Genomic DNA, 18,047 nt, shown 5'->3' on the forward strand with positions numbered 1-18,047 from the left:
ACATGCTGTCCGACGAACTCACCCGGCACACCGGCCACTTCTACGGCAAGTACCGCGGGATCGTGAAGGACAACACCGACGACGGCAAGCGCGGTCGGCTCCAGGTACTCGTGCCGGACATCTTCGGACCGGACGCGCTCGTCACCGCCGAGCCCTGCTTCCCGCACGGACACTTCTTCGTGCCGCCCAACGAGGCGAACGTCTGGGTGGAGTTCGCGGCCGGCGACACCCGGGCCCCGATCTGGGTGGGCGTCTGGTACCCGGCGGACGCCGTCCCGCCCGAGGCCCAGGTGACGCCCCCCGAGCACCAGGTCATCCGGACCGCCGCCGGGCACACCGTCGACCTCACCGACACCGACGGCGGGGAACGCATCCTGATCCGGCACAGCGGCGGCGCCGCCGTCTCCATCGAGTCCGACGGCAGCGTGCACGTGAGTGCCGACCACATCGTGCTCGACGGATCGAAGGTCGAGGTGGGCAGCGGCGCGAGCGAGCCGACCCTCCTGGGCAACGGCTTCAACCAGCTCTGGAGCCAACTCCTCACCCATGTCCACGGCCCGCCCGGCTCCCCGTCGCCCCAGCTCGCACCGCTCGTCCTGCAGCCCGGTGTGCACCTCAGCCAGTCCGCCGTCGTGAAGTGAAGCGAAGAAAGCGAAGAAGGAGATTCCCATGGCCGACGCCCGCGGAGCGGCGTTCCCGTTCCGGATCGACCCGCACTCCGGCGGCATCGCCTGGACCGAGGGCACCCAGAAGATCCGCGACGATCTGCGGATCCTCCTCGGCACCCGGCTCGGTGAGCGGCCCATGCTGCGCGACTTCGGCACCCGGGTCCACACGCTGGTCCACGAACCCGACGACGACGTGACCGCCGACCTGCTCCGCAAACAGGCGCACGAGGCGGTCGTTCGCTGGGAGCGGCGCGTCGTCGTCACCCGGGCACGACTCTCCCGCTCCGACGGCGAACTGCGGCTGACGCTGAACTATGTGCACAGCGACAAGCCCGTGTCCGCCGAGATGATCGTCCCCCTGGTGTAGACGATGACGACACCGGCACCCGCGATCGACTACACCGACAAGGACTTCGCGTCCCTGCGCACGGCCATGCTCCGGCTGGCCCAGCAGCGCCTGCCCGAGTGGACCGACCAGAGCCCGGCCGACCTCGGCATGCTGCTCGTCGACCTGTTCGCCTACGTCGGCGACATCATGCTCTACTACCAGGACCGCATCGCCAGCGAACTGTTCCCCGGCACCGCCACCGAACGGGCCAGCATCGTGGACCTGTTGCGGCTGATCGGCTACGAACTCACCCCGGCCGCACCGGCGATGGCCGATCTGCTGCTCACGTTCCCGCGACCGGCCGGCCCGCGCACGGTGACCGTCCCCAGCGGCGCGCAGTTCGCGGCCCGGCCGCCCGGGGCGGCCGCGATCGAGTTCACCTACCTCGGCCCCGACCTGGACCTGGTCCTGCTGTCCGACCAACTCCGCCCGGGTACCGGCCCGGACGGCAAGCCGGTGGTCGTCTACGACGGGCTCCCGGTCGAACAGAGCCGTGCCGTCGGACCGGTGCTGATCGGCTCCTCCACCGGCGAGGACAGCCAGTCCTTCGCGCTGCCCGACGCGTCCGTGGTCGTGTCCTCCGTGGTCGTCGAGGTCAACGAGGGCGCGGGCTGGGTGACTTGGGACCGGCGCGACAGCCTGCTCTTCGACATCGCGGCGGACGGCCGGGCGGTGTTCTCCCACCCCGAGGCCCGCTACTACCAACTCCTCTTCGACGCCGACGGGATCGGCCACGCCGTGTTCGGCGCCGGCCGGGTACCACCGGCCGGCCTCAACAACGTCCGCGCCTCCTACCGGGTTTGCCAAGGCACCGCCGGGAATCTCGCCGTGGGCACCGTCACCACCGCGCTCACCACGATCGACACCCTCCAGACCGTGACGAACCAGGCCGCGGCGGCGGGCGGCAGCGACGCCGAACGCTCCGACCACGCCGCGCGGTACGCGCCCTTCGCGTTCCGCTCGACCAACCGGGCGGTGACCGCGAGCGACTACGAGGCGCTGGCCCGCAGCACCGGCGCGGTCGCCAAGGTCCGGGCCCGCAGCGTCTCCTGGAACCAGATCGACCTGTTCGTCGCACCCGCGGGGGACACCCTCGTCCCGGTCCCGGAAGCGCTGCGCAACCGGCTCGTCGGCTACTTCGAGGACAAGCGGATGGCCGGCTGCCTGGTCCGGGTGCTGGACGCGCAGCCCGTCGCCGTCGACATCGGCGTCGAACTCCTCGTCGACGAGCGGTTCGTCACCGACGCGGTGGCCGGACAGGTGGAGGCCGCGATCACCGCCCTGCTGTCGTTCGCCCGCGTCGACTTCGGCCAGTCCCTGTTCCAGAGCGAGGTGTTCGCCGCCGCCGAGTCCGTCCCGGGCGTCCTCGCGGCGACCGTCACCGGGCTGCGCCGACAGGACCGGCCCGCACCGGACGTCGACGCGGAACTCGCCCGGCACAACCTGCCACCCCTCGCCGAACTCCCCGCCTTCCTGCGGGACGCGGTCACCCTCGACGTGGCCGCCGACGGACGCATCGACATCGGCGAGTTCGAGATCGCCGTCCTCGGCACCCTCGACGTGACCGTACGGACGACACTGCCATGAGAATCGACACGTTCACCGCGACCGCCGACCTGATCGGCCGCCGGATATGGCTCCGCTGGGCCTTCACGCCCGACACCGGCGAGACCGTGCTCGACGCGCCACCGGTCACCGTCCGGCGCAAGACACGCGACTTCGCCTTCCCGGACACCGGCGCCCCCTGGCTGCTCTACGACAGCTCCGCGTTCCCGCCCGCTCCGGTGCCCGGCTCGCTCACCGTGACCGACCTGCCGGACCGCGACACGGGCAGTGGCGGCGGACGGGTCCGGGAGCGGACCGTCACCGTGACCGAGACGGCCGCCGCCGTACCCCGGGAGGCGCTCCGCCTCCTCACCCGCACCGTCTTCGGCGCAGACCGCGCCGTACTGCGCCTCGAACTCGACCTGCTCGACGTCGGCGGCGTCGGCGCCGAACTGGACGCCGGCACGCCCTACTACTACGAGCTGGACAGCCCGGCCCTGGCCCGGCCGATGCACGCCGTCGCCACGCCCGGCGACGTGCACGGCGCGCACCGCACGCTGTACGAGCTGATCCCCGAGGTCTACCGGCGCCACGACACCGTCACCCGGACACCCGACGCCGGCACCGGTCTGCTGCCCGAATCCGGCGCGGGTGGCGGGCAGTTACGGCGATTCATGGACGTCTACGGCGCCGCCGTCGACACCATCCGCAGCTCCGCGGACAACCTGCGCGGACTGCGCGCGGTGTCCGACGTCGACAGCCGCTTCCTGCCCCTGCTGTCGCAGTGGGTCGGCTGGGACCTCACCGCCGACACCGACCTGGCCCGGCAGCGCAACGAGATCCGCACCGCCCCGAGGCTGTACGACGCGGTCGGCACCGTCCCCGGACTGCGCAGCCTCGTCGACTTCTACACCGGCTGGTCCACGCGCGTCGCTGAGTTCTCCCAGCACGTCACACGGGCCGGGATCGCCCCGCAGCGCAACCTGTTCGCCGCGACCCTGCGCGACGGGGCGTGGTGGGGCGCCGAAGAGGCGTCCGCCGTCCTCGGCCTCACCGCGCCCCACGACATCGCGACCGGCACCGCCACCACCAACGCCGTGCTGACCGGCGCCACCGCCGAACCGTTCGCACTGCGCGCGGGAATGACCGTCACCATCGCGCCGGACGGCGGTCTGCCGGTCACCATCACCTTCGGCCCGGCCGACTTCGCCGACCTCGGCGCCGCGACCGCCGCCGAGGTCGCGGCGATCGTCGACCGGGACATCGGCGAGCTGCGCGCGGACACCGTCGGTGGCGCGGTGCGGCTGATCTCCCGTCTCACCGGCGAGGCGTCCCGGATCGAGGTGCGCACCGCGACCGCCGGTCTGGTCTCGCTGGACGGCGCGGCGCGCGGCCGGCTCGCCACCGTCACCGACGCGACCGGCAGGCTGTGGCTGGCACACGCCTCCACCGTCGGCGCCGGCGGTGTCGTCCCCCGGCTGCATCTCAAGGCGTACTTCAGGGGAGCCTGGGCGGACACCCGGGTGGTCGAACCCCAACCGGTCGCACCCCAGGCCGATCCCGCGCCGGTCGCGCTGCCGGACGGACGGCTCGGCCTGGCCTGGGTCGAGCACCCGGACACCGGTGCCGCACGGGTGCGCTGGCGGCTGGGCACACCGTCCGCACCCACCCCGGCCCGGTTGCGCGGCGACGCCTCCGCGCCGTACGCGCTGAGTGCCGGCACGGTGCTGACCCTCAACGGGTTCGGCGCCACCGAGCAGTTCACCGTGCGGGCCGCCGACTACGCCGATCCCGGCGCGGCCCGCGCCGACGAGGTCACCGCCGCGTTCAACGCACAGCTCACCGGCGTCACCGCCGCCGTGGCCGGGGACGGCTCGCTGGTCCTGGCCACCACCGCGACCGGACCGGGGATCGCCCTGCGCGCCGACCTGGCCGCCTCGACAGCCGCCCGTGCACTGGGCTTCGGGGACCGCGCACTGACCGGCCGGGGCGACTGGCAGCCCGACATCGTCTGGGCCCCGGCCGCCGACATCCCCGCCGTGCCCGCGGGCCGGCACGCCGACTGCACCGCCGTCGTCGACCCGGAGGGGGCCGTACGACTGTGCTGGACGAGCCGCCTCGACGCTTGGCGGCTGTACCGGCTGCGGTGGGACGGACGGATACGGCTCGCCACCACGACCGGGGTCCGGGTACTGACCGGCGACGGCGCGCTCACCACGGTCACCGGGCTGCCGTCGGCGGACGTACGGGGCATCGCGGTGGACGCCGACGGGTCGAGCTGGTTCGCCACCGCCGCCGGGGGCGCCGTACGCCGGTCGGACGGCACGACGACCGTGTTCACACCCGGCAGCACCGCAGGCAGCCTCACCACCACCGATGTGCGGACCGTGGCCGTGGACCCGAACGGCACCGCGTGGTTCGGCCACGGCGCGGGCGCCGCCGCGCTCTCCACCGGCGGCTCCTGGCAGGTGGTCACCGCGACGACGAGCGGCCTCGCGAGCAACGACGTACGGCACATCGCGGCCGACGCGACCGGCGCCGTGTGGTTCGCCACGGGTGCGGGCCTCTCCCGCCTTGATCCGGCGGGCACTTGGACCACCTTCCTGTCCGGAGCCGAGGTGCGGCACGCGGCACCGGCCCAGGACGGTGCGCTGTGGGCCGCCCTCCCGCACGGTGTCGCCCGCGTCGGCGCCGACGCGTCGGTGCGCACCGTGGACCTCGACGCCGACGTACGGCAGGTCGCCCCGGCGCCCCCGGCGGCGAGCCCGCAACCGCCGGGGGAGGACACGGGAGTGGTGTGGGCGGCGACCGCCGCCGGACCGGTCGAGATCCGGTCGGTGCGCGACATCCGCGTGCACACCCCCGCCGAGGGCCTGCCCAGCGCCGACTGCCGGGCCGTCCTCGTCGACCAGGGCACCGTCTGGGCCGGCACTGCCGCCGGACTCTCCTTCCTGGACGGTTCCGGAGCGTGGCGGACCGTGTCCGGGTCGGCCACCCCGGTCCTCGCACTGAGCGGCTCCTGGTCCGCGCCGGCCCGCTTCGCCTCCGCGGGCCCCGGCGAACGCGACCCGCAACTGACCGTCGACGGCGACCGGTTGTGGCTGGTGTCGGCCGTCCGGCAGGCCCACGCGGACCCCGACGACCGGTGGCGGATCGTCGTACGGCATCTCGACTTCCCGTCCGTCGGCTGGTCGGCGCAGACCGACGTCACCGGCACCGGCGCCACCGACCGGGAACCGGCGCTCGTCCCGCTGCCGGCCGGCGGGGCCCGCGTCCACTTCCGCTCCAACCGAGGCGGCGGCCCGCGCCTGTGGTCCGCCGACCTGGACGCCACCGGCAGCGCGGCAGCGCCGGTGGTCGTCACCGGTGGACTGTCGTCGGACACGAACCCGACCCCGGTCGTCTTTCCCGACGGCGCCACTTGGCTGCTGTTCCGCAGCGACCGCAACGTCGCCTTCGGCCGGCTCGGCGGCGGCGTGCCCGGCCCCGGTCCCGACCAGTCCAGCCGACGCGCGCCGGAGGAGGCGTCCGTGCGCCGGTTCGCCGGCACCGTCACCGCGACCCTCGCCGACCTCGAACGCAACCGCTCCACCCGGCAGTTCGGCGATCTGCTCGGCTACACCCCGCAGCGCCCCGACGGCACCGCGCTCGCCGCCGACGAGGTGTACACACCGTCCACCATCGGGCTCTACGTCGAACGCGGGCCCACCGGCCGACCGCTCGTGCAGCGCGACGCCGACCGGCTGCGGCAGCTCCTGGAGCGGTTCCTGCCGGTCAACCTCCGTGCCGTCGTGGTGCTCGGCTCCGGCCCGCTGGAGGAACTGCTCTTCCCGGCGGGACACGAACTCGCCGACGCCTTCAACGACGACTACCCGATCGCCGAGGTGCTCCGGATCGCCGAGGAAACCGCCGTCGGCCTGCCCGGCTGGCAGGTGTTCCTGTCCACCGACGGCACGAGCATCACCGTCGACCCCACCCGACCCACCACCCTGCGCCGACGCAGTTGGTGGCCCCCCTTCCGCTAGGAGGAGCGCACATGTCCGCGAACGAGTACCCGGCCGGGATGCTGCACGGCCAGTACCGCGACGTCCTGTACGACCCGGCGGGCCGCGTGGTGCGGGACCACGGCTGGCGCAACAACACCATCGTGGGGGACTGCCGCCGGCTGCTGGCCACCATGCTGCGCGGCACCCCCGGCTCGTCCGGGCTGCTCGGCCTGCGGGTCGGCGCCGGACTGAGCACCTGGGACGGCACCGGTCCACCGCCGGCCGGCGCCGCGCAGACCGCGCTGGTCGACCCGCACCCCTACACCGTGCCCGCGGCGAACCTGCGGATGGACTTCCTCGACACGGCCGCCGTGTCCGCCACGCCCACCAACCGGCTGCAGATCCAGGCGACCCTCGGGCCCAACGTGCCCAACTGGCCGGACGCGAACCACATCAGCGGCAACCTCCGCGAGTTCGGCCTGATCGCGAGCCTGGACGGCACCACCGTCCTGGTCAACTACGTCACCCATCCCGTCATCGCCAAGGACCCCGCGAGCACGTTGCAGCGGACCGTCTGGCTGACGTTCTGAGCAGGAGTCACCCATGGCCTCGATGACCTCCAGCACGTTCCACCCGCTGCTGCGCTACGTGAACGTGCGGCTGCAACAGGGCGTACCGATCGTCGACTCGGACGTCAACGAACTCGACGACGTCCGCAAGTTTGAGCTCCGCGCCTTCCTCAAGTGGTACGTCGGCGACGGCGTGCCCGAGGGCACCAACGGCTTCCAGATCACCGGCGGCCTCGCCAACGACTTCACCATCGGCGCGGGCGCGCCGTCCGGCAGCGGCAGCACCGAACTGGACACCGCGCTCGCCCACACCGGCCGGATCATCGTCGACGGCCTGGATGTCATGATCACGACCGATGTGGCGTTCTCCGCCCAGCCGCTGCACGCCTCGCAGACCGGCGCCTCAACCCTCGCGGCCAAGCTGGGAGTTCCGGTCGTACCGGCCCTCACCACACCGGGCGCGGCCACGACCCTGATCGCCTACCTGGACGTCTGGGAGCACCTGGTCACCCCCGACGACGACCCGAACCTGATCCTGCCCGGCCTCGGCGTCGAGTCCTGCGCCCGGATCAAACGGGAGTGGGTGGTCCGCACGGGCGCCGCCGTACCCGTCTCCGGGTCCTCGGAATTCCTGGCCGGGCACTCCTACACCCCGCTCGCCGTGCTCAACCGGCCCGCCACCGCCCTCATCGCACCGTCGAACATCGTGGACAAGCGCCAGCGGCGACTGCTGCTGCCGCCCGCGCACCTGATCGCCGACACCGTGGGTGTCGAACCGGTCGACTACCGCAGCGGCACCAACCGTCCGCTCATCAGCCTGCGCGCCGCGATCAACGCGCTGCTGGCCGGACAACTGCCCACCACGGGCGAGGTCGCCGTCGCCAACGGCCCCGGTCCCGATCTCCTCGGCAAGGCGGTGTTCCTGGACAACGCCAACGGACTGGTGATCGTCTGGCAGTCCAGCCAGTCCGGCACCAGCCAGGTGGCCCTGGCCCGCATCGACCTGACCAACCCGGGCGTCACGAGCGTCGCGGCGACCCCGCTGACCAGCTCCGGCGTGCACGCGGCACCGGCGGCCCTGATGCTGCCCAACGGGGACCTCCTGGTCGCCTACCAGACCGCCGCCTCCGAGGACCCGAACTCCGACCTGAAGCTGAAGCGTGGGCCGCTGGCCACCCTCGCGGGCGCCAACGAGGTGACGATCACCGCCACCGCGAACGTCGCCGAGCAACGGATGCAGGCGGTCCTCGCCGGCGACTTCGTGGTCTTCGTCTTCGACCAGTCCGGCACCACCGACAAGTGGTCCTACCTCCGCTACAGGCACACCGACAACTCCTTCCCGGACACCGCGCCGGTGCAGTTGGCGACCAACTCCGGCGGCGGCCGGGCCATGCACGCGGCCTCCGCCGGGGGCCTGGTGTTCATCGCCTTCTACGACGGCACCAAGCTCACCGCGTCCTCGCTGAACCCGGTCACCAACACCTTCACCAACAGCCCGCAGGTGAACGGGCAGGCGACCGACATCCACGTCCTGGCGCTCAGCGCCACCTCGGCGCTGGTGTTCTACAACAGCGGTAGCGGACTGTCCGTGCTCACCCTCAGCGGGACCACCTGGACCGGCCCGGTCGCCATCGCCGGCACCGACGTCAATGACAGCCAGCCGACGGGGGTCCAGGACTCCGACGGCACCGTCTGGCTGCTGTCCACCAGGAAGTTCCCCGACAACACCAACCACGTCGTCGTACGCCGCCGCAACGCGGCCAGCGGCGACTGGACCGCGCCACAGCGGCTGGCCCCGAGCACCGGGAACGACGGGTTCCCGGCCGCGGTCCCCGTCCCCGGCCAGGGCATCTGGGCCGTCTGGGCGAACGACCGCAACGGCACCACCAACACCGACCTGTTCGCACGGCGGGTCATCACCGCCATCTGAGAAGGGCGTTCCATGCCACAGCCACACATCACCCCGTCCACCGATCCCGCCATCAACTCCTACACGGTCGCCAATGCCAAGGCGTTCGTGCTGGCCTTCCACCAGGCCATCGACGCCGGAATCACCAAGGCCGTCAACATCACCTACGGCGAGCCGGCCGCGGGCGGCGCCGACCCCGTTCTCGAACTCACGCTGACCGGCAATGCCCCGATCAACCTGCTGACCGTCCCGCCGGGGCAGGAAGTCGCCGTCGGCGACTTCACGGTGGCCGTCACCCGGAACCCACCGGACAACGGTGCAGTTCTGGTCAACTGCCGGATCACCAACCAGACCCTCGGCTCCCTCGGCTCCCCGTGGACGCTGCGCGCCAGCCGGCCCACGCAGGACCAGTGGATCATCCGGTTCTCCGACGCCTCGGCGAAGCTCGACCACGCGATCTGCGACCCGCGCGCGGTCGTGCGGGATCCCGGGACGGCGCTGGAGCAGGACCACGTCACCCTGGGGGCCGACGACGCGCAGGGTCTGCCCACCGAGCCGACCGTGCTCGGCACCCTGCCGGACGGCGCGTTCGCTCCCAGGTACTTCTGGCACCAGGACGCCGGCATCGCGATCCTGCCCATGGACGAGACCACCGACGAGCCGACGCTCGACGTGGAGCTTCCCGGCGTCTACGCGACGATCGACGCCCCGCTGACGGTCACCACCTCATTCGGCACCGACGGCTTCCTGACCAACGTCAGCGAGACCAAGCACCTGACGATCAGCCACCGGCCGCAGGACATCGTGCTCGTGCTGGACCGCTCCGGCAGCATGGGCGACGAGGACAAGTGGACCAACGCGGTCATCGCCACCCGGGCCCTCGTCCACCTCATCGCCGACGCCCGCGCGGGCGTCAACGACCAGGACCGGATCGGCATCATCACCTTCACCGACCCGGGCACCTGGCACGGACTGCCGTTCTCGAACGAGGTCGAGACCGTACTGCCGCTGACCGCACTGGAAGACGCCCGCGTCGCCATCAACACCCTCGACCTCGGGCAGCCGGCCGACAACACCAACATCGGTGACGGCATCGTCGCCGCCCTGGACCTGCTCGCCGGCGCCGGCCCGATCGCGGACCGGCGTTTCACGATGGTCGTGATGACCGACGGGATCCAGAACTGCGGTCACTACTACATCGGCGACACACTTCCGGACAACGCGCCGCCCGCCACCGTGGAGGCGCTCACCAGCGTCACCGGCGACCGGCTGCTGATCCTGGCCGCCGCGCGCAAGTACGTCATCGGCCTCGGCTCGACCATTGACATCGACGTCCTCATGAAGCTCACCGACACCGGGTTCAAACATGTCGTCAACCCGGCCGAGCTGCCCGGGGTGTTCACCGACATGCTGCACTTCTCCCAGGAGGTCAACCGGCCCATACCGTCCGCCACGGCACCCGGCACCATCCCCACCGAGCCCGACCGGGTCTACGTCACGACCACGGACGCCGACCGGATCGTCCTGTCGGTGATCAGCCCGCCGACGGCCGGGACCATCGCGCTCGACCTGTGGGACGGCACCCGCTTCACGCCGCCCACCCCGGTGCCCGTCCCCAACATCTCCGAGACCGACCAGGCCCTGTCGGCCGGTGCCCCGAACAAACTCCCCGAGGGGGAGGTCGTATGGCGGGTGAGCCTGCTGAACAACTCCACCAAGGAGCCCGAGCCGCTGACGCCGGACCAGGTGCTGCTCTACGAGGACCTGCATCTCAAGGCCGATCTGACGCTGGACCAGCAGACCTATCTGACCGGCGACGACATGGTCCTGACCGTCCGGATCCGCCGCGACTCGGCGCCGGTCCTCGGCGCGGTCGTCCGCGCCGAACTCGACGCCCCGGCCGCGGGCCTGGGCGAGGAGATGTCGGCGGCGGCACCCTCGCTGGCCGCCTCGGTGGTGGACCCCTCCGGCAAGGACGTCCCGCCGCCGGCCGAGCAGCGCATCATCGACGTGATGCGGCACAACGGCTGGAGCCAGTGGCCCCGCCACCGGGCACCGGGCCTGTTCGCGGACGGCACGGACATGCTGCACGACCCGGACGGCACCGGCGACTACACCAACACCTTCAGGCGTGTGTTCAAGGCCGGCTCCTACAGTTGGAAGGTCTTCGCCGACGGCCAGGACCCGGACGGCAACGGCTTCAGCCGCCAGCTCGCCGCCGCCACGGTGGCCGGGGTGAAGGTCGACGCCCGCACCACGAAGGTGGTGACCCAGCGCATACCCAACCACCCCAGCGGGCTGCGGGCGACGAGGATCATCATCACCCCGCAGGACGTCCGGCACGAGCGCCTCGGCCCAGGTCATGACGACGTGGTCGTCTTCGCGCTCAAGGACGGCATGTTCGAGCACATCGCCGACCACCAGCCGGCACCGGTGTTCACCGACGGCACCTACCAGCGGGTGATCCTCTTCAAGGCCAACCAGCACCCGGTCGTCCAGGTCCTCGCCGCGGACACCCTGCTCAAGCCGATCGACGCCAAGGGGTGACACACCGGCGGCCACACGGCCCGGTGCTGCTGCCGGACCGTGTGGCCGCCGCTCACGGAGCAGGCCGTGTCCTACGCGGCCGTGCCGCCCGCGTAGTCGCTCTTGAAGGTGGTCTCGATGGTGGTGGCGACGGACTGGGCCACACCCGTACCGGTGAGGATGATGCCCAACTCCCGGTTGTTGGAGAGCGAGTTGCTGCTGATGTTCATCGAACCCGCCTCCACCTCCTGGGTGGACAGCCCGTAGTCGGCGACCATGGCCTTGGCGTGGATGTAGAAGCCGTTCGGGTCGGAGTACCCGACGACCGTGCCGCCGGCCGCCTTGACCGCGGACACCTCGCTGGAGTAGCTCGACGGAGTCTCCAGCACCACCCGTACGGTCACGCCCGCCTTCGCCCTGGCCACGATCGCGTTGACCACCGTGCTGTCGCTGAACTCCAGCTCCTCGACGTCCAGCGTCTTGGTGGCCGCGTTGATCACGGTCAGCAGCCGGCTGCGGGAGTCGGTGGGGGACCAGAGCAGATGGTCGCCGTCGGTCGGGGTGATCGAGGTGCCGGCGTAGTCCGCGTTGAACACCTTCTCGATCGCGGCGACATCACGGGTGTCGTCGGTGAAGACGCCGTAGTCCCGGCCGGTCGCGTAGTACTGCGAGGTCAGATTGCCGGTCAGGACAAGGGACTTGGTGCCGTCCACGGTGATCGTCTTCTGGTGCGTGTAGACGAAGCTGGACGGCGACCACACCACGCCCACGCCCGCGTTCGTCAGCGCCGTGTACGCCGAGCTGTTGGCGGACTGGTGCGCGCGGTCCAGGACCACCCGCACGGTGACGCCCTTCTTCTCCAGGGCGACGAGGTCGTTGACGGCGGTGGTGTCCTCCAGCTCGTACATCGTCATGTCGAGGGAGGAGGTGGCCGAGTTGATGAAGTCGTAGATCGTCGGTTCGCTGCTGCTCTGCGAGAAGGCGAACGCGGTGTAGGTCGCCGCGTTCGCGGGGACGGCGGTGACGAAGACGGCGGCGCCGGCCACCAGGGTGACGCCGGCCCGGCCGAGAAACGTCCTCAACATGCGTGACTCCTAGTCGAGTTGATGCCCACGTGGGGGGTGGTGAGCGTGGGCATGACACCACGCGCGTAGAACGCTGAGGAAGGGCAGTCCGGTGAACTCGGGATTACCTGCGCCGAGTCGGAGTGGACAAAGGGGACTCCGCGCAGGTGGGGGGCGGTTCATGGAGTCCCCGCGTGTTCGCAAAGACTTCGTAGTCCGCGGAGTTCGGCGAGCGCGGGCGCGCCCCTCTAGGCTGCGACCCGGCACCCGCATCGACCACAGGAGCGCACTCCGTGTCCGACCCCGCAACGAAGCCCCCGTACCCCGACGCCCACGGACCGGACGGGAAACCCGCACCGCACCCGCTGCTCGAACCGGTACTGGCCCTTCTCGGCCACTGGCACGGCCGGGGCGAGGGCGAATACCCCACCCTCGACGGGGACTTCGCCTACGCCCAGGACGTGACCTTCAGCCACGACGGCCGTCCCTTCCTGCACTACGAGGCCCGCGCCTGGCTCCTCGACGCCGACGGCGCGCCGCTGCGCCCGGCGGCCCGCGAGAGTGGCTGGTGGAGACTCCAGCCCGAAGGCCGCGTGGAGGCACTGATCACCCAGCCGACCGGCATCGCGGAGATCCTCGTGGGCCGCGCCACCGGCGGCACGGTCGACCTCTCCACCCACGAGGTGGCCCTCGCCCCCACCGCCAAGAAGGTCACCGCCAGCAGCCGCCGATACGCGTTGAGCGGCGACGGCCTGCTCACCTTCGAACACGACCTGGAGGCGGTGGGACAGCCGCTCCAGCACCATCTTTCGGCGCGCTTGCGACGCAGGGACTGAAGTGGACTGATCAGCAAGCCTGTTCACAGCGTTGCTTTCCGATTATCCCCTCGTTGATCTCCTCATGCAGTGACCGGTGCCCGAGCGGCATGGAGGCGTGGATCGACAGTGGTGCCCGGCGGCCTCCCGTGGGCAGGCGAACGGAGAGCCCTGTGCGCATGACCGACCTTCAGCGGTGCGAGATCCGGCCCGGACGACTCGTCGAATGGACGCTGCACCCTGCGGCCGTGGGGAGCGCGCGGGCCCTCCCGGACGACGCGCGGCCACCGGCGTACGTGCAGGAGTCCCACATCCGTACGGCCCGTTCGGTACGCGAGGACGGACTGTTCGTGCCGACCTGGCTGGGCACCGCCTTCGACATGCCGGGACGCATCGAACTCGACGTGCTCCAGGGCGCGTTGCGGGCCTGGATGCTCCGGCACGAGACCCTGCGCAGCGGCTTCCGGTGGGCCGGTGACGAGATGCGGCGCTTCACCCTGGACGCCGACGCGGTCGCCCTGCACCGGGAGGACGTCGGGGAGTTCGCGGACGCGGTGACGCTGACCCGGTATCTGCAGGACCGTTTCGATGTGACGGCAGACGCGCTCACCTGGCCCAACTTCCTTTTCGCCGCGGTCGTCCGCGACGACGGCACGAGCGTGTATCTGGCGTTCGACCACAGCAACGTGGACGCCTACTCGCTCCACCGCATCGCGGGCGAAGTCCACGAGTTGTACGCGGCCGGCCTCGCCGGGAAGGCGGTCGAGTCCGAACCCGTCGCCAGCTACATCGACTTCTGCGCGGGTGAACGCACGGACGCCGACCAGATCGACGACACGCACACCGTCGTGGCCCGCTGGCGCGAGTTCATCGCCCGCTGCGACGGCAAGCTGCCGAACTTCCCCGTCGACCTCGGCCTCGACCCCGAAGGACCGCTGCCCACCCAGAAGTTCCTCCAGGAGATGCTCGTCGACGACACGGACGCGGCGGCCTTCGAGGCGCACTGCCGCCCCTACGGCGGAAGCCTCGTCGGCATCCTGGCGGCCGTCGCCCTCGCCGCCCGCGAGGTCAGCGGCCTCGACGTGTACCGCACCGTCGTTCCCTTCCACACCCGGGCCAAGTCCCGCTGGGCCGACTCGGTCGGCTGGTACGTGGGCGGCGCGCCGATCGAGATCCCCGTCCAGCACGCCACCGACTTCGACCACGCCCTGCGCATGGTCCGCGCCACCCTCCGCGAGAACCGCCCGCTGGCCCGTATGCCCATCGCCCGCGTACTGCGCCTGCTCGGCGCCGACTTCCGGCCCACGTCCCCCGACCTGTACTCGATCGTCTCGTACGTCGACTCGCGTGCCCTGCCCGGTTCGGAGCGCTGGCAGGAGCTGAAGGCGTACGGACTGATCCGGGTGTCCTACGGCGACCAGGTGTGCGCATGGGTGACCAGGGTCCACGAGGGGCTGCAGTTCGCCTGCCGCCTCCCGGACAACGACATCGCGGACAAGAACATGCGGCTGTGCATGGAGCTGGTGCGGGAGCGGCTCGTCGCGGTGGCCCGGGGGGCCTTGTCGGTGGCGGCTCCCATGTCATAGAGGGCCGCCGCGCATCAGTGCCCGGCCCGCACGCGTGGATCCCAGCCGCTCCAGGCGGGGATCGCCTCCCGGGCCTCCCACCAGGCGGACGGGAGGCCGGCCGTGCCGGTACGGGCCGCGACGACACCGCCCACGATCGCGCAGGTGGTGTCGCGGTCGCCCCACCCGGCGACGGTCTGCCACAACGCCTCGGCCAGGTCGTCCGGTCGACCGGCGGCGGACCACAGGGCGAAGGGCACGGTGTCCGGAGCCGAGATCAGGATTCCCGAGCCCAGCACGGACGCCGCGTGCCGCACCGACGTCCGCCCGGAGAAGTTCGCGGCGACCAGCAGCCCGGAGCGGACATCGCTGTCCGGTACGTGCGCGGCGACCTCGCGGAGGAACTCGGCGCGCGGCAGGGCCTCTTGACCGGCGCCGGCGGCCGCCAGCGCGGTGGCGACCGCCACGGCCACCGCGCCCGCGACGGCCTCCGGGTGGGCGTGGGTGGTCAGCGCGGAGAGCCGGGCCTGTTCGGCGGCGGCCGCGAGATCGTCCCGGAACCACGCCCCCAACGGGGCGACCCGCATCGCGGCCCCGTTGCCGTAGGACCCCTGCCCGCCGAACTGCCCCGTGGTGACCGATTGCCAGTCCTCACCGTCACCGACGCGGCGCAGCACACTGTGCATCGACGGGCCGTACTTGCGCCCAGGATCCCGCGCGTACTCGGCGGCGAACTCCCGCGCCAGTCCGTCGGGTCGCACCTCACCATGAGCCACCAGATGCGCGAACAGCACGAACGCCATCGCCGAGTCGTCCGTCCACAACCACGGCGCGGGGCGCAACTCCCGCGCGGCCCACAGCTCTTCGGCGGACTCGTCGGACCGGGTGAACCACCCGTCACCGAACGCGTCGCCCATCACCAGGCCGTCGAGAGAGGCGTGGGCTTGGCGCGGGCTGTTCACGGTGGGGCTCCTGTCGATGATCGGCTGGTGAGGCACATCGTAGGCAATGTGCTCGCACAGAGAAGCCACATAATCGGTGCTTCTCGTTCGCCCCTCCCGGTCAGAGGAACGGCGTACCCGCGTCGAGTCCGGAGAGCACCCGGCCGTACAGCTCCAGGTTGGTGGTGGGGTTGACGAAGGAGTGCAGGCTGAGTGCGTGCAGATCGCGTACCGCCCGCTGGACGGGGACGTCCCGGTGCAATGAGGACGCGCCCGACGCGGACGCGACGAGGTCCACGGCCTCCTTGCACAGCCGGGTCGTATAGCCGCTCTGTGCGCGGATCTTGGCGCGTTCCTCCTGCGTGTACGGCGTGTCGTGCTCGGCCGCCGACTCGATCCGCGCGACGAACTCGGCGGTCAGCAGTTCCGCGCAGGAGATCTTCAACGCGGCTTCGGCGACCTGGAGATGGGTGACGCCCGCCTCGAACTGCCGCTCGTGGAAGGTGTAGGTGATGCCCCGCCGGTGGATCCGCTCGGTGAACTCCGCGAGCGCCGCCCGGGCCAGGCCCAGCGCGTTCGGTGCCGTCCAGGCGCAGAACAGCATCAGGACCGGCATCCGGTAGAAGGGGTCGCCGGCGTTGGCCTTGGAGGGGAAGTCGCCGCCCAGCAACGGCCCGACGGGCAGGACGCGGTGCGCGGGTACGAACACGTCCCGTGCGACGACGCTGTTGCTCCCGCTGCCGGCCAGCCCCGAGACGAACCAGTCGTCCAGGATCTCCAGGTCGGACATCGGCACGGCGGTCCACAGCACCTCGGGCGGGACGCCGGCGGACTCGACCCGGACCGTCAACAGATGCCAGTCGGCGTTCTGACAGCCGGTGGCGAAGGCCGAGGTGCCGTTGACGACATACCCGCCGTCCGCCGCCACCGCGACGGCATCCGGGATGAGCGTGCCGCCGACGCGCGCATCGGGACCGGTGAAGATCTCGTCCTGTGCCTCGTCCGGGAAGAGCGCGGCGACATAGGAACACCCGGCCTGGATCAGCGCCATGAAACCGGTGGAACCGCACCCGGCGGCGATCTCGCCCAGCACGTCCACCTGAGTGCTCAGCCGACTCTGGTAACCGCCGTACCGGCGGGGCACGTTCATTCGGTAGACCCCGGCGTCCGAAAGCGCGGACACCACCTCGGCCGTCACCCGCCGCTCCTGCTCGGTCCGTAACGCCTGCTCCCGGAGGAGGGGTTGCAACGCCCGTACGCGTTCGACGAGGCCGGCATCGGACGGTGGCGCTGCGGACGGAGCCATGGACGACCTCCGGGCACGACGGGCCCTCACCGTTACGCGGATCGCCCGCAGTGTCAACGCCCGTGCTCGGACAGGGGTGTTGGGGGAGCGGCTATGCGTCGCCGCCCGTGGTCGGCGGCGCCGACGGCCACTGTACGAGGGAGATCATCCCCAGCACCCGGTGTATGAGGTAGAACGCCAGCGGCAGTTCGGCGAAGACCGCGAGCGCCGCCGCGAACCACACGTCCGAGGTGCCGAAGGCGAGCGACACGTCGAACCACGCGTCACAGATCAGCAGCACCGCAGTCGCGAGCGCCGCCACGATGACGGCGCGGTGCCGCCGCCAGCCCAGCAGCGCGGTGGACGCCATCGCGACCACGAGCAGCACGTCGAACCCGACCCAGGTCAGCCGCCACTGGTGGACCTCGTAGCCGGACGGCAGCGTGAACGCCAGCAGGACAGTCCAGGGGACGAGACCCACGGCGCAGACGGTGAGCAGCTCCAGCGTGTTGCGCCGGTGCCGGCGGATCCGCTCCAGTACTTCCGGTGTCGGAGCAGGAGCCTCTGCCCCCTGGCGTATATCGGCCTTGGGTGCGTCGTTCACCTCGGCTGCTCCGTTCTCGGATGTCCGGTGACGATCCGGTGCCGACAGGCTAATACCCGCCGTTTCCCGGCCACCTTCCGAGGGGCGCGAGCGCGGATTCCACGCTTCCGTATCCCGGCAAATCGGATGCATCGCCCCGATAGCGGGGGAAGGGGCGGCGGGCTAGGCTCGTGCAACCTACG

Annotated in this window: 13 protein-coding genes; 9 read left to right on the forward strand and 4 right to left on the reverse strand. The window is 71.4% G+C overall.

Annotation, left to right across the window (positions count from 1 at the left end):
• The first annotated feature begins 2 nt into the window (after positions 1-2).
• From AB0M63_RS28860 to AB0M63_RS28890, 7 genes are read left to right on the forward strand one after another with little or no spacing between them, the layout of a single operon-like run.
• Complete coding sequence (locus tag AB0M63_RS28860; RefSeq protein ID WP_355914469.1) at positions 3-641, forward strand: phage baseplate assembly protein V; 639 nt, start codon at positions 3-5, stop codon at positions 639-641.
• Between the two features lie 28 nt (positions 642-669).
• Complete coding sequence (locus tag AB0M63_RS28865) at positions 670-1,035, forward strand: GPW/gp25 family protein (protein ID WP_366021482.1); 366 nt, start codon at positions 670-672, stop codon at positions 1,033-1,035.
• 3 nt (positions 1,036-1,038) lie between these two features.
• Positions 1,039-2,643, forward strand: coding sequence for a baseplate J/gp47 family protein (locus tag AB0M63_RS28870; RefSeq protein ID WP_366021483.1), 1,605 nt, complete (start codon positions 1,039-1,041; stop codon positions 2,641-2,643).
• Positions 2,640-6,626 carry a phage tail protein gene (locus tag AB0M63_RS28875; RefSeq protein WP_366021484.1) on the forward strand — a complete coding sequence of 1,329 codons (3,987 nt, stop codon included), beginning with the start codon at positions 2,640-2,642 and terminating at the stop codon, positions 6,624-6,626. The genes AB0M63_RS28870 and AB0M63_RS28875 overlap by 4 nt, the downstream gene beginning before the upstream one ends.
• Before the next feature lie 11 nt (positions 6,627-6,637).
• The gene (locus AB0M63_RS28880; protein WP_355914457.1) at positions 6,638-7,177 is read left to right on the forward strand and encodes a hypothetical protein; all 540 of its coding nucleotides are present in this window, start codon (positions 6,638-6,640) and stop codon (positions 7,175-7,177) included.
• Positions 7,178-7,190: 13 nt separating this feature from the next.
• The gene (locus tag AB0M63_RS28885) at positions 7,191-9,086 is read left to right on the forward strand and encodes a DUF6519 domain-containing protein (RefSeq protein ID WP_366021485.1); all 1,896 of its coding nucleotides are present in this window, start codon (positions 7,191-7,193) and stop codon (positions 9,084-9,086) included.
• Between the two features lie 12 nt (positions 9,087-9,098).
• A complete protein-coding gene (locus tag AB0M63_RS28890) occupies positions 9,099-11,612 on the forward strand; it encodes a vWA domain-containing protein (RefSeq protein ID WP_366021486.1) in 2,514 nt (837 codons plus the stop codon).
• Positions 11,613-11,683: 71 nt separating this feature from the next.
• Here AB0M63_RS28890 and AB0M63_RS28895 read toward each other — a convergent pair whose 3' ends face one another.
• Positions 11,684-12,676, reverse strand: a complete 993-nt coding sequence (locus AB0M63_RS28895) for a phospholipase D-like domain-containing protein (RefSeq protein ID WP_366021487.1) — start codon at positions 12,674-12,676, stop codon at positions 11,684-11,686.
• Between the two features lie 272 nt (positions 12,677-12,948).
• On the opposite strand from AB0M63_RS28895, the gene AB0M63_RS28900 reads away from it, so the two are divergent.
• Both AB0M63_RS28900 and AB0M63_RS28905 read left to right on the forward strand, forming a co-directional pair.
• Positions 12,949-13,491, forward strand: a complete 543-nt coding sequence (locus AB0M63_RS28900) for an FABP family protein (RefSeq protein WP_366021488.1) — start codon at positions 12,949-12,951, stop codon at positions 13,489-13,491.
• 158 nt (positions 13,492-13,649) lie between these two features.
• Positions 13,650-15,056 (forward strand): condensation domain-containing protein, encoded by a 1,407-nt coding sequence (locus AB0M63_RS28905; protein ID WP_366021489.1) that lies wholly within the window; start codon positions 13,650-13,652, stop codon positions 15,054-15,056.
• Between the two features lie 14 nt (positions 15,057-15,070).
• On the opposite strand, the gene AB0M63_RS28910 is transcribed toward AB0M63_RS28905, so the two are convergent.
• The 3 genes from AB0M63_RS28910 to AB0M63_RS28920 form a co-directional block, all read right to left on the reverse strand.
• Complete coding sequence (locus AB0M63_RS28910) at positions 15,071-15,997, reverse strand: ADP-ribosylglycohydrolase family protein (protein ID WP_366021490.1); 927 nt, start codon at positions 15,995-15,997, stop codon at positions 15,071-15,073.
• A gap of 100 nt (positions 15,998-16,097) precedes the next feature.
• Positions 16,098-17,282: an acyl-CoA dehydrogenase family protein gene (locus AB0M63_RS28915; RefSeq protein ID WP_366021491.1), complete on the reverse strand. Its 1,185-nt coding sequence runs from the start codon at positions 17,280-17,282 to the stop codon at positions 16,098-16,100.
• A 91-nt stretch (positions 17,283-17,373) separates the two neighbouring features.
• Positions 17,374-17,865, reverse strand: coding sequence for a hypothetical protein (locus tag AB0M63_RS28920; RefSeq protein ID WP_355914436.1), 492 nt, complete (start codon positions 17,863-17,865; stop codon positions 17,374-17,376).
• Positions 17,866-18,047 lie beyond the last annotated feature (182 nt).

The sequence above is a fragment of the Streptomyces sp. NPDC051576 genome (assembly GCF_040681835.1).
Lineage (GTDB): Bacteria > Actinomycetota > Actinomycetes > Streptomycetales > Streptomycetaceae > Streptomyces.

Bases quoted from the DNA above. Each gene is read 5' to 3' on its own strand.
- AB0M63_RS28860 (WP_355914469.1), top strand. From the start codon at position 3: ATGCTGTCCGACGAACTCACCCGGCACACCGGCCACTTCTACGGCAAG.
- AB0M63_RS28865 (WP_366021482.1), top strand. From the start codon at position 670: ATGGCCGACGCCCGCGGAGCGGCGTTCCCGTTCCGGATCGACCCGCAC.
- AB0M63_RS28870 (WP_366021483.1), top strand. From the start codon at position 1,039: ATGACGACACCGGCACCCGCGATCGACTACACCGACAAGGACTTCGCG.
- AB0M63_RS28875 (WP_366021484.1), top strand. From the start codon at position 2,640: ATGAGAATCGACACGTTCACCGCGACCGCCGACCTGATCGGCCGCCGG.
- AB0M63_RS28880 (WP_355914457.1), top strand. From the start codon at position 6,638: ATGTCCGCGAACGAGTACCCGGCCGGGATGCTGCACGGCCAGTACCGC.
- AB0M63_RS28885 (WP_366021485.1), top strand. From the start codon at position 7,191: ATGGCCTCGATGACCTCCAGCACGTTCCACCCGCTGCTGCGCTACGTG.
- AB0M63_RS28890 (WP_366021486.1), top strand. From the start codon at position 9,099: ATGCCACAGCCACACATCACCCCGTCCACCGATCCCGCCATCAACTCC.
- AB0M63_RS28895 (WP_366021487.1), bottom strand. From the start codon at position 12,676: ATGTTGAGGACGTTTCTCGGCCGGGCCGGCGTCACCCTGGTGGCCGGC.
- AB0M63_RS28905 (WP_366021489.1), top strand. From the start codon at position 13,650: ATGACCGACCTTCAGCGGTGCGAGATCCGGCCCGGACGACTCGTCGAA.
- AB0M63_RS28915 (WP_366021491.1), bottom strand. From the start codon at position 17,282: ATGGCTCCGTCCGCAGCGCCACCGTCCGATGCCGGCCTCGTCGAACGC.